This is a genomic window from Vibrio sp. S11_S32 (assembly GCF_014694465.1).
GTDB lineage: Bacteria > Pseudomonadota > Gammaproteobacteria > Enterobacterales > Vibrionaceae > Vibrio > Vibrio algicola.
Window position 1 is genome coordinate 322,654 of record NZ_JAAUWS010000001.1, and the last position, 13,389, is coordinate 336,042.

Sequence of the window (13,389 nt, forward strand, 5' to 3'; positions counted from 1 at the left end):
GTGGATGTGTCATAAATGAATGGGTAATAAGTGAATAATTTTCTCAAACTTGCCTCTGTGAGACGCGAGGAAATAACGTATTATAACAAGCAAAGTAATGAGATGATCGATCGTGACTACGGTTGGCATTATACCACTCTATCTTAATCGACAAACGGAAATTGATAATGAGCCAAATCCAGCAAGCATTAACACAATACTTTGGTTTTAATGAATTACGAGGTGGGCAATCACAAGTTATCGAGGCCATTTTAGCCGGACATTCTGCCGCCGCTATTTTCCCTACCGGCTCCGGCAAGTCTTTGTGTTATCAATTACCGGCGGTGTTATTGCCTAATCTGACCTTAGTGATATCCCCTTTACTAGCATTAATGAAAGATCAGCTTGAGTTCCTTCATTCCAAAGGCATTGCTGCCGCCTCACTCGATTCAACTCAAGACCGTGAAACCAGTAATCGCATTATGCAGCAAGTTCGTAGCGGCGAAATCAAGGTGTTGATGATTTCGGTTGAGCGATTGAAAAACGAACGCTTTCGTCAGTTTATTTCACAAGTGCCGATCTCGATGCTAGTGGTGGATGAAGCGCACTGTATTTCTGAGTGGGGACATAATTTCCGCCCTGATTATTTAAAGCTGCCTTTTTACTGCCAAAGTTTGCAGATCCCTCAAGTGTTATTATTAACCGCCACTGCGACACCTGCGGTTATTGAGGATATGAGTAATAAATTCAATATTGCTAAAGATAACATTACCATTACTGGCTTTTATCGCCCCAACCTTGATCTCAACGTTTTGCCTTGTGAAGAAGAAGATAAACCCCAAGCTTTGGTCGATTTACTGTGTTCGACTCCCGATCTTCCTACCATAGTGTATGTCACCTTACAACACACCGCAGCCCAAGTAGCGCAATACCTACAACGCCATGGGATGAATGCCCTCGCCTATCACGCAGGGTTAGATTCCGATCTTCGTCAACATATTCAGCAGCAATTTATGAGCGGAGAAGTGCCATGCATTGTCGCTACGATTGCATTTGGTATGGGGATAGATAAATCCGATATTCGCCGCGTAGTGCATTTTGACCTGCCTAAATCGATAGAAAACTACTCACAAGAAATTGGCCGCGCGGGTCGTGATGGCGAAAAATCCTATTGCACAGTACTGGCCAATACTTCTGGCATTAATGTGCTCGAAAACTTTGTTTATGGTGATACGCCCGATACTTGTTCGTTTAAACACGTATTGCAGTCGATTTATGATGACCAAAGCCAATCGGGGTTATGGGAGGTCATGCTAACGCGCTTATCTCGTGATTCAAATATTCGTCAGTTGCCGCTCAAAACGCTCTTAGTGTATCTCGAACTGCAAGGCATTATTCAAGCCAAGTACAGCTATTATGCCGATTATCGTTTTAAACATATTGTTAGCGAAGCGGATATTTTAGCTCGCTTTCCGCAACATGGCGCTCACGCTGAAAGGCATCAATTTATTCAAGCCATTTTCAGCTGCTCAAAAATTGCTAAGACTTGGCGCAGTGTCGATTTCGATGCTTTATGGATGGGTTATCAAGCCGAACGTAGCCGTGTAGTGGCGGCGTTAGATTATTTTCATGAGCAAGGTTTGATTGAATTAGAAAGCAAACAAATCACCGATGTGTATCAAGTGTTAGGGGCGGATCATCCCGAAACTCAACGTGATAATACTGAGGTAGCTAATGAGCTTAGTGCGCTTTTCAAGCAAAAGGAACATGGTGATCTAAACCGAATTCAAACCTTGATAAATTTATTTGAAAGCCCGTCTTGTCTAAGCTCAAAGCTTGCAGGGTACTTTTTAGATCATGATGTTCCAAATACTTGTGGCCATTGTAGCGTGTGTCGCGGTAAGGTCGCGGTACTACCAAAACCTTATTTAGATGATGTGCCATTAGCAAACATCGATCAGTGGGTAGCGCCATTTAAAGCCGCTTTTGAAAGCAGCCCGCATCAACAAGAAATGCAATTAACTTCTGAGGCGATCACGCGCTTTTTATGCGGAATTTCAACCCCACTGAGTAATAAGCTCAAAGCCAGTAAAATGGAAGGGGTCGGCAAGTTAGAGCAGTATCCATTTGCTCAAGTACAACAGTGGGTAGAACAGTTAGGTTGATAAACATGACATTGATTATTGGATCAATTTAGATACTAAGAAAAGACGCTGCTTTGGTGTTAGCACTAAATTGGTTCCATAAAAAAACGGTCACCATAAGGCGACCGTTTTTTATATGTCTTGCAACCGCGACTTACTCGTCGTCGTTCTTACGCTTGCCAGCTGATTTACGCTTATTGCGTTCAGTCTGAATTTTTTGGAATTCAACCAATTCTTTTTCAGCCCACTGCGTCGCTTCAGCTTCGGTTTCAAAACCTAGTTGACGCTTAGAAATGATAGTACGGCGTGAAGTGATTTGACGAACGATTTCTGCAGACCAACCGTTACGCTTCTCAACCAATTGAAAACTATATTTATTGCTCATAATACTCTTTTACCTACCCTGCCCCATGGTGAAACATTTCGCTTAGGCGCAAAGCTAAATTAGGCGCGCATTAAAACACAGTTTGATCAAAAAAGATGCATATTTAATTGAAATAACGCCAACAAAAAACGACCACCGAAGTAATCGTTTTTATTAAGTTAACAAGTTAGGCCTTTCTATCAACCGATATGCTTACGCGCGTTACGGAACATACGCATCCATGGGCTGTCTTCTGACCCCGCCCTTCAAGGTGATAGGTCTGGGTGCCATGAGTTCGCTACTGTGCGGAAGACGCGCTCTGGATCTTTGGGTAAAGCGCATCATGTTCATGCGCCTAACCTTGTATCAACCGATATGCTTACGTGCGTTACGGAACATACGCATCCAAGGGCTGTCTTCACTCCAGTCCTCTGGGTGCCATGAGTTCGCTACAGTTCTAAATACACGTTCAGGGTGCGGCATCATAATGGTCACGCGGCCATCGTCGGTGGTTAAACCTGTGATAGCGTTGGGTGAACCGTTCGGGTTATTTGGATACTGCTGAGTTGGATTACCCATATTATCCACATAGCGTAGCGCCACCGTGCCAGAATTTTCAATCGCTTGTAGATGCTCATTACCACGCACTTCCACACGACCTTCACCGTGAGAAACGGCGATTGGCATGCGAGATCCAGCCATTTCACTAAAGAAAACTGAATCCGAATTTTGCACTTCAACCAAACTGAAACGCGCTTCAAAACGCTCTGATTCATTGCGCACAAAACGTGGCCATAAATCAGCACCAGGAATAAGGTCGCGCAAGTTAGATAGCATCTGACAACCATTACACACGCCAAGCGAGAAGGTATCTTGACGCTCAAAGAAACCAGAGAATTGGTCACGCGCATTATCGTTAAACAATACCGATTTCGCCCAACCTTCACCGGCACCGAGTACGTCACCGTAAGAGAAACCACCACATGCCACTAGGCCTTGGTACTCTTCTAGTGCTGCTTGTCCGGTTAGAATGTCGCTCATGTGAATATCAGTGGTAGCAAAGCCCGCACGGTCAAAGGCGGCAGCCATTTCAACGTGTGAGTTAACCCCTTGTTCGCGCAAAATCGCCATCTTAGGTTTCGCGCCAGTGTTTATCATCGAAGCCGAAATATAAGGCGCGGCAACATCTTCATTGATATCAAAGCTCAGTTTAACATTTAGGCCTGGGTCGCTGTTGTCTGCTTTAGCAGTATGCTCTTGCGCCGCACACGATGAGTTATCACGCATTGCTTGCATCTTGTTTGTGGTTTCAGCCCAAATCATACGTAGTTCGGTACGATTACGCTCAAGAACCACAGTATTACCTGAAGTGATCAGCAGTGAATCCGATGCTTCTACCGAGCCAATCACATGCGAACATTCACCTAAACCATTGGCGACAAGTGTTGCTTGAACCGATTCAAGATCATCATTACGCACTTGAATGACCGCGCCTAACTCTTCATTAAATAATGCTGCTAATTCATCATTACCTAACACAGCAATATCCGCTTTAATACCACAGTGACCGGCAAACGCCATTTCAGCCAAGGTAATTAATAGACCACCATCACCTTTGTCGTGATAAGCCAATAACTTGCTCTCAGCGACTAAAGCTTGAATGCCAGTGTAGAAGCCTTTTAATTGCGCCGCGTTATCAACATCCGCCGGTTTATCGCCTAATTGGTTATAAACTTGAGCTAATGCGGTCGCGCCCATACGGTTTTTACCATTGCCTAAATCCACCAAAATAAGACTGGTCTCGCCTTGATTGGTTTTTAATTCAGGAGTAATGGTTTTACGCACATCTTCAACACGCGCAAAGGCGGTGATCACCAAAGATAACGGAGAGGTTACTTCGCGCTCTTCACCATCTTGTTGCCACTTGGTTTTCATCGACATTGAGTCTTTGCCGACCGGAATGGTAAGACCAAGCGCAGGACAAAGTTCTTCACCAACCGCTTTTACCGCTTCATAAAGACCGGCATCTTCACCTGGGTGGCCTGCAGGAGACATCCAGTTTGCCGATAGTTTAATGTGTTTAATATCGCCAATATCAGTCGCTGCAATGTTAGTGATGGATTCACCCACCGCTAAACGTGCAGAGGCGCCAAAGTCGAGTAAGGCAACAGGCGTGCGCTCACCAAGCGACATTGCTTCGCCATGATAAGTATCATAACTTGCGGCCGTTACTGCGCAGTTAGCCACAGGAACTTGCCAAGGACCAACCATTTGATCACGAGCCACTAATCCGGTTACCGAGCGGTCGCCAATAGTAATAAGGAAGGTTTTTTCCGCCACTGTTGGCAAGCGAAGTACGCGATCCAGCGCTTCATTAAGCTCAATTTCGCTGCGATCAATCGCGGGGTTATTAGCTTTTAATGTTTTGGCATCACGGTGCATTTTAGGCGTATTACCTAAAAGAACATCCATCGGCATATCAATCGGCGTATTGTCGAAATGTGAATCTTCTAACTTCAATTCGCGTTCTTGTGTTGCCACACCCACAACGGCATAAGGCGCGCGTTCACGCTGACAAATCGCTTCAAATGCAGCCATGTTTTCTGGCGCGACGGCCATAACATAACGTTCTTGTGATTCATTACACCAAATCTCTAATGGGCTCATTCCTGGCTCATCGTTTGGTACATCACGCAATTGGAAAATACCGCCACGCTCACCATCATCGACTAACTCAGGTAAGGCATTAGAGATACCACCGGCGCCCACATCGTGAATAAAGGCGATCGGGTTATCGTCACCCAACTGCCAACAACGGTCGATCACTTCTTGGCAACGACGTTCCATTTCTGGGTTTTCACGTTGTACTGAAGCAAAATCTAAGTCTTCTGCCGATTGACCCGATGCCATTGAAGACGCCGCTCCGCCGCCCAGACCAATATTCATCGCAGGGCCACCCAACACAATTAAGCTCGCGCCGACTGGGATCTCTTTTTTCTGAACATGCTCGTCACGAATATTACCTAAACCACCAGCCAACATGATTGGCTTGTGGTATCCACGAATTTCTTCGCCGTTATGAGAGTTAACTTTTTGTTCGTAAGTACGGAAGTAACCGAGTAGGTTTGGACGACCAAATTCATTGTTAAATGCCGCGCCGCCTAGTGGGCCTTCAAGCATAATATCCAATGCTGTGACGATACGACTTGGTTTGCCAAAATCGGTTTCCCAAGGTTGCACAAAGTTTGGAATCTTAAGGTTCGATACCGAGAAACCGACTAAACCAGCTTTTGGTTTGCCACCGATACCGGTTGCGCCTTCATCACGAATTTCGCCGCCAGAACCGGTTGAAGCGCCCGGCCAAGGCGAGATCGCAGTTGGATGGTTGTGGGTTTCAACTTTCATTAAGATATGTGCGAGCTCTTGGCTGTAGCCATATTCGCGTGTTTTTGGATCTGGGAAGAAACGACCCACATTAGAACCCACCATCACCGCCGCGTTGTCTTTATAAGCAGACAATACGTTATCCGGTGTTACTTCCATGGTGTTTTTGATCATTTTGAACAAAGACTTTTCTTGTTCAACGCCATCAATGGTCCAGCCAGCATTAAAGATTTTATGACGACAATGCTCTGAGTTCGCTTGAGCAAACATCATCAATTCAATATCCGTTGGGTTACGGCCTAACTTTTGGGTAAAGCTTTCGACTAAGTAACCAATTTCATCATCGGCTAAGGCTAAACCAAGGCTAACATTGGCCTCTTCTAGCGCAGCACGTCCACCAGTTAATAGATCAACTTCAGAGACTGGTGCAGGTTGCGCGACGTTAAACAAGGCATCTGCTTGCTCAAAATCAGAAAACACCACTTCCATCATGCGATCATGCAATAGTGCTTTAAGCTCTAATAATTGCAGTTCTGATAATTCGACTGAGGATTCAACATAATAAGCCGTACCACGCTCAAGACGTTTGATTTTGCTTAAACCACAATTATGGGCAATATCAGAGGCTTTTGATGACCAAGGCGAGATGGTGCCAGGGCGAGGAGTGGTCAATAGTAGTAGACCTTGAGGCTCGTGATCTTCAATGGTAGGACCATACGTAAGCAGCTTTTCTAACTTTTCAACTTCTTTGCTATCAAGTTCAGAAGTCAGGTCAGCAAAATGCGCAAATTCAGCATAAATGCTCGACACAGGTAGGTTTAACTCACGACAAAGCTCTAAAAGCTTGTTGACACGAAATTCGGATAAAGCGGGTGAACCACGCAAAATTCTCATGTACTTAGGTCTCTTTGGCTGTTGGTTTATAAAATACGTCATCACAACAAAGTGATATTGAAATAATTTCAACGACTTAAATCAAATATCGAAGTTATTTCAATCTCACCTTTACCTCACAGGTGGCCTTTGGCGCACATTATAGAGGAAATCCCCACTCGAAGTAACACCCAAAGCAACCGTTTGCGCAAATTATTTTCATTGCCTAATCCAAAAAATATAAATGAGATAAATTTGAATCGTATTATATCGAAAACATTATAAGTTACAGCCAGATCATAAGCTGATTCTGACAACTTTGCTGACAACCGCTGCATTTGGTATAAAGGAGGTCTAAACATTTTATGAGATCCCCTTTTTGACTAAATTTCACTCTCATTTCCAATATAAACGCTGGTTAGTGGTGCTATGTATCCTAATAGGATTAACCGCTTGCCAACCAGATACTAAGCCTTTGTCTGACTTAGAGCAGATCCAACAACGTGGTGTATTACGCGTTGGAACTTTGAACAATCAAATTTCTTATTTTATCGGCACCGATGGTCCGACCGGATTGGATTATGAACTTGCGCAAAGATTCGCCAAAGAGCTTGGAGTAAAGCTAGAAATTAAACCGGCTTATCACTCAAGTGGGCTTTTCCCTGCCTTAAAAAATCATGAAGTGGATATGATTGCCGCGGGAATTAGCCACACGCCTGAGCGATTAAAACACTTCAATGTTGGTCCGGCTTATTACTATGCTAGCCAACAAGTGGTCTACCGAAAAGGTACTTGGCGACCACGCAACCTGAAACAGTTAATCGAAAAACAAAGCAGCGAAAATAAAGAAAACTTTGTGGTGGTTAAAGGATCTGAATTCGATCAAACACTACAAAACCTCGCCAAAGACAACCCAAAATTAACCTGGGAAACCGTCGAAAATAATGATACTAACGATCTGTTAAAAAAAGTATCAACTGGAGATATCGATTTTACGGTGGTCGATTCCATTTCATTATCAATCAACCAAAGGCTACATCCCCGCTTAGCCACAGCATTTGAACTCACCGAAGATCAACCTATTTCTTGGTACATCCGCAAATCAGATAATGATTCTCTGTACGCCATGATGCTAGAGTTTTTCGGTAACATGAACCAATCAGGTAAATTAACCCGTCTGGAAGAGAAGTATTTTGGCCATATTCAAAGTTTTGACTATGTGGATACTCGTGCTTTTATTCGCTCATTAGACAGCAAATTACCTAAATATAAAAAGCTATTTCAGACCTATTCGAAAGAATTTGATTGGCGTTTAATTGCGGCATTATCGTATCAAGAATCGCATTGGAACCCTTACGCCACCTCTCCAACTGGAGTGCGCGGCATGATGATGCTGACCCAATCAACCGCTAAAATGGTGAATGTTAAAAACCGACTGATCCCGGCTCAATCGATCCAAGGTGGTGTGACTTATTTACGCGGCATTGTGAAACGGATCCCCGATTCAATCCCTGAGCACGAAAAAATCTGGTTTGCTTTAGCATCCTATAACTTAGGTTTTGGTCATGTTATGGATGCTCGTAGACTGACTAAAGCGCAAAAGGCCAATCCTGATTCTTGGACAGATGTGAAGGCACGCTTACCGAAACTGCAACTTCCTGGTTACTACCGTTATACCCGTTATGGCTATGCCCGAGGGAGTGAAGCGAAGAACTATGTAGAAAATATCCGTCGTTATTACCAAACAATTATTGGTTATGAAGCACAAGAAAAACAAGAAATCCGTAACGACAATCGTGATGCCGATTTTACGGTGATTGATGCCCCCGTGAGTAGTGCGGTGAGCGCGGCGGTCAGTACTGCAACCAACACCGAGCAACCAGCCGCAGAATCAAAATAGAGCATCTATAGAAACAAAAAAGAGAAAACAGCATGGGCTAAGTACACACATACTTAGCCCATTCATTTAACTGTCACATTGATTATCTAGACTGTGATCGACTTAGCAAAGGAAGGCTTAAAAAGTCACTATACTTAAGATATTCACCTTTGATGTATGTAGCAATGATCTATACCAAGGTGCTTCATATAGAAAATGCTTTATACATCAATACATGACGATGACTAAGGAGATATACCAATGTTCTCTCGAAAAAAAATCACCAGTTCATTATTTTCACGCAATTCAAGCTCAACCCGTAGAAAGCGCATGTTATCGAACAACAAAAAGAAAGTGATTTGGCGACATCGTAGCTTCGTGTTTTGTGCTGAGGTCGTCTCATAGTTCACCCTACCTCTGTTATTTGAATGAATACCTTTTACCCAATAACGACTGCAATACTTCTATCACTTCTAACAGCACCATAACCAACACAACCTGCGGCAAATGGATCATTGCTAATTTGCCGAACCATCCTTTTTATTGAGCTGATTGATATTCAATGATTAACGCTCATCTTTTCTTTTTTGCTTAATTTCCTTACGGCGACGTCGGAAAAATTGTTGCAACTGCTCACGGCATTCATCGGCCAGCAACCCACCTTCTACTTCGGCGTAATGATACGATGCTTGGCTTTCAAACAGATTCAATACCGTCCCTGCCGCTCCTGCTTTTAAATCGGGCGCGCCATAAACAATACGCTTGACTCGACTATGTAACAGCGCTCCGGCGCACATAGGGCAAGGCTCTAACGTGACATATAAGGTCGTGTCGAGTAAGCGATAGTTTTCTAATGCTTGCCCAGCCTTTCGTAAGGTCGATATTTCAGCATGGGCGGTGGCGTCATGCTCACCAATAGCCGCATTCCAGCCTTCGGCGATGATGATTCCGTCTTTAACCAACAACGCCCCAACAGGCACTTCGCCATTGGCTTCAGCTTGGGATGCCAGCTCTATCGCACGGCGCATAAATTGTTCATCTTGGGGACTAAATTGGGGCATTAAAGATTCCGTCGCTATTAAATACAGTCATTTTATTCTATTGAGATTAAGTCTCCGGCACCTTAAATATTATGCTTCTTGCCGTAAAGCAAAAGCGAGATCCCGTATCTTCTTCCCTTAGGCTCATGTACGGAATGACGATCGCGGGTGCAGGTTTTTAACCGTCGATGATTATACGGGATTGAGTGATTTTCTACAGGCAAAAAAATCCCCGTCTATTGCTAGACAGGGATCTTAAAAGTTTAATCAGTTAATGCTTTGCCCAAAGGCAGAAGAATTAAGCTTGACCTTTAACTTCTTTAAGACCGTTGAAAGGTGCACGTGAACCTAGTGCTTCTTCGATACGGATAAGTTGGTTGCCCGCTTTTAGGTGTGAGCAGCTACACGGTCAGAACGGCTCATGGTTCTTCTGTATATTGCTACAGACAAAAAAATCCCCGTCTATTGCTAGACAGGGATTTCAAAAGTTTAATCAGTTAATACTTTGCCCAAAGGCAGAAGAATTAAGCTTGACCTTTAACTTCTTTAAGGCCGTTGAAAGGTGCTTTAGAACCTAGAGCTTCTTCAATACGGATTAGTTGGTTGTACTTAGCAACACGGTCAGAACGGCTCATAGAACCTGTTTTGATTTGACCTGCAGCAGTACCAACAGCAAGATCAGCAATCGTTGCATCTTCAGTTTCACCAGAACGGTGAGAGATAACTGCAGTGTAACCAGCATCTTTCGCCATTTTGATAGCCGCTAGAGTTTCAGTCAAAGAACCGATTTGGTTGAATTTGATAAGGATAGAGTTCGCTACGCCTTTCTCAATACCTTCCGCTAGGATCTTAGTGTTTGTAACGAATAGATCGTCACCAACGATTTGAAGTTTGCCACCTAGAAGTTCAGTTTGGTGCTTGAAGCCATCCCAATCTGATTCGTCTAGACCATCTTCAATCGAAACGATTGGGAATTGGTTAGCAAGGTCTTGTAGGTAGAAGTTAAATTCTTCAGAAGTGAAGATTTTGCCTTCGCCTTTCATGTTGTAGTTTCCAGCTTCTTTGTCGTAAAACTCAGACGCAGCACAGTCCATAGCAAGAGTAATGTCTTTACCAAGAACGTAACCAGCACCTTCTACAGCATCTTTGATTGCAGCAAGAGCAGCAGCGTTAGACTCAAGGTTAGGAGCGAAACCACCTTCATCACCAACTGCAGTGCTTAGGCCTTTAGCTTTAAGTACTTTAGCAAGGTTGTGGAATACTTCAGAACCCATGCGTACAGCTTCTTTGATTGTTTTAGCGCCAACAGGTTGAATCATGAATTCTTGGATATCAACGTTGTTGTCAGCGTGCTCGCCACCATTGATGATGTTCATCATTGGAAGAGGCATAGAGAATACGCCAGGAGTGCCGTTTAGTTCAGCGATGTGCTCGAACAAAGGCATGCCTTTTGCCGCTGCAGCTGCTTTTGCGTTCGCAAGAGAAACAGCAAGAATAGCGTTAGCGCCAAACTTAGATTTGTTTTCTGTGCCGTCTAAATCGATCATGATTTGGTCGATTGCAGCTTGGTCTTTCGCGTCTTTACCAACAAGAGCAGTAGCGATTTCGCCGTTTACTGCTTCGATAGCTTTAAGAACGCCTTTACCTAGGAAACGTGATTTGTCGCCGTCACGTAATTCAAGAGCTTCACGAGAACCAGTTGATGCGCCAGAAGGAGCAGCAGCCATACCTACAAAGCCACCTTCAAGATGAACTTCAGATTCTACTGTTGGGTTACCACGTGAATCAATGATTTCGCGAGCTAGAACTTTTACGATCTTAGACATGAATGTTTCCTCGTTTAATTTAAAATTTAAATGTCAAACTAATGGATAGCAGCACAACTTTTGCAACTATCCGTATCCTTTTTTACATCTTACTTTTTAAATCCTCTAAGGCTAAACATGAGCTTAACCTTAGAAGTGTTGAAACTGCTTTTACTTGTATTCGCTACGTTACTTCTGAACGTCTGCTGCTACTTCAAATTCACCGCGTTGGAATTGACCCGCCGCTTTCACAAAACCAGCGAATAATGGGTGTCCATCACGCGGCGTTGAAGTGAATTCAGGATGGAATTGAGCCGCTACAAACCAAGGATGGTTCGGGTTCTCAATCACTTCCACTAATTTTTTATCTGCAGAAAGTCCTGAAACTTTCAAACCTGCTTTCTCTAATTGAGGGCGCAAGTTGTTATTGACTTCATAACGATGGCGATGACGCTCATGAATTTGAGCATTGCCGTAAAGTTCATGTACTTTAGTGCCTTTTTCAAGGTGACAAAGTTGTGAACCTAAACGCATCGTGCCGCCAAGGTCTGATGATTCGGTACGTTCTTCAACCTTACCTTCTTTATCGACCCATTCAGTAATAAGGCCAACCACAGGGAATTTTGTCTCTGGGTTAAACTCAGTTGAATGTGCGCCTTCAAGGCCAACAACGTTACGTGCGTATTCAATTAACGCCACTTGCATACCCAGACAAATACCTAAGTAAGGAACTTGGTTTTCGCGTGCATATTGCGCGGCCATAATTTTGCCTTCAATACCACGGTCACCAAAGCCACCAGGAACTAAGATAGCGTCTAAGCCTTCTAGTAATTCGGTACCTTTAGATTCTACGTCTTGAGAATCTACATACTTAATGGTTACGCTTAAACGGTTTTTCAACCCTGCGTGTTTTAAAGCTTCGTTAACTGACTTGTAAGCATCTGGTAATTCGATGTATTTACCTACCATACCAATGGTAACTTCACCAGTTGGATTGGCTTCTTCGTAAATAACTTGTTCCCATTCAGTCAAGTTAGCTTCAGGTGCATTGATACCAAAGCGTGTGCACACTAAGTTATCAAGACCTTGTGCGTGGATCAATTGTGGGATTTTGTAGATCGAATCTACATCCTTCATTGAAATCACGGCTTTTTCCTGCACATTACAGAACAACGCAATTTTCTTACGTTCATTGGCAGGAATGATACGATCGCTACGACAAACCAAAATATCTGGTTGAATACCGATAGATAGTAATTCTTTTACCGAGTGTTGAGTCGGTTTAGTTTTCACTTCACCCGCTGCGGCAAGGTAAGGTACTAACGTTAGGTGCATGAACATTGCGCGTTCACGGCCAACTTCAGCCGCTAACTGACGAATCGCTTCCATAAATGGTAGAGATTCGATATCACCAACGGTGCCACCCACTTCAACTAAAGCAATATCATGGCCTTCAGCACCAGCAATAACGCGATCTTTGATCGAGTTAGTAATGTGAGGAATAACCTGAATGGTTGCACCTAAATAATCACCACGGCGCTCTTTACGAAGAACATCTTCATAAACACGACCAGCAGTAAAGTTATTACGTTTAGTCATCTTGGTACGAATGAAACGTTCGTAATGACCAAGATCGAGATCGGTTTCCGCACCATCTTCCGTGACGAATACTTCACCATGTTGAGTCGGGCTCATTGTGCCTGGATCAACGTTGATGTATGGGTCAAGTTTCATCATGGTCACTTTAAGACCACGAGCTTCTAAAATAGCTGCCAGTGATGCGGCTGCAATACCTTTACCTAGCGAGGATACAACCCCACCAGTAACAAAAATGTAATTTGTTGTCATGCTTAACCTGAAATTGGGTGAATGAGGGAAAATAGGTGCTTCTGGACGGGATAAAAATATACCAGAAGCGCTT

7 protein-coding genes are annotated in these 13,389 nt (G+C 43.7%); 2 read left to right on the top strand and 5 right to left on the bottom strand.

Annotated elements, in window-relative coordinates; all coding sequences use genetic code 11:
• The first annotated feature begins 167 nt into the window (after nt 1-167).
• Nucleotides 168-2,144: a RecQ family ATP-dependent DNA helicase gene (locus HC723_RS01505; protein WP_190337952.1), complete on the top strand. Its 1,977-nt coding sequence runs from the start codon at nt 168-170 to the stop codon at nt 2,142-2,144.
• A gap of 133 nt (nt 2,145-2,277) precedes the next feature.
• Here HC723_RS01505 and HC723_RS01510 read toward each other — a convergent pair whose 3' ends face one another.
• Complete coding sequence (locus tag HC723_RS01510; RefSeq protein WP_153446330.1) at nt 2,278-2,508, bottom strand: DUF3622 domain-containing protein; 231 nt, start codon at nt 2,506-2,508, stop codon at nt 2,278-2,280.
• A gap of 345 nt (nt 2,509-2,853) precedes the next feature.
• The gene (gene purL, locus HC723_RS01515; protein WP_190337953.1) at nt 2,854-6,765 is read right to left on the bottom strand and encodes a phosphoribosylformylglycinamidine synthase; all 3,912 of its coding nucleotides are present in this window, start codon (nt 6,763-6,765) and stop codon (nt 2,854-2,856) included.
• A gap of 358 nt (nt 6,766-7,123) precedes the next feature.
• On the opposite strand from purL, the gene mltF reads away from it, so the two are divergent.
• Entirely contained in the window at nt 7,124-8,644 is a 1,521-nt protein-coding gene (gene mltF, locus HC723_RS01520; protein WP_190337954.1) for a membrane-bound lytic murein transglycosylase MltF, read from the top strand.
• A 545-nt stretch (nt 8,645-9,189) separates the two neighbouring features.
• Here mltF and tadA read toward each other — a convergent pair.
• The 3 genes from tadA to HC723_RS01535 form a co-directional block, all read right to left on the bottom strand.
• The gene (tadA, locus tag HC723_RS01525) at nt 9,190-9,684 is read right to left on the bottom strand and encodes a tRNA adenosine(34) deaminase TadA (RefSeq protein WP_153446325.1); all 495 of its coding nucleotides are present in this window, start codon (nt 9,682-9,684) and stop codon (nt 9,190-9,192) included.
• A gap of 503 nt (nt 9,685-10,187) precedes the next feature.
• A complete protein-coding gene (eno, locus tag HC723_RS01530) occupies nt 10,188-11,489 on the bottom strand; it encodes a phosphopyruvate hydratase (protein WP_153446323.1) in 1,302 nt (433 codons plus the stop codon).
• 168 nt (nt 11,490-11,657) lie between these two features.
• The gene (locus tag HC723_RS01535) at nt 11,658-13,316 is read right to left on the bottom strand and encodes a CTP synthase (protein ID WP_190337955.1); all 1,659 of its coding nucleotides are present in this window, start codon (nt 13,314-13,316) and stop codon (nt 11,658-11,660) included.
• Nucleotides 13,317-13,389 lie beyond the last annotated feature (73 nt).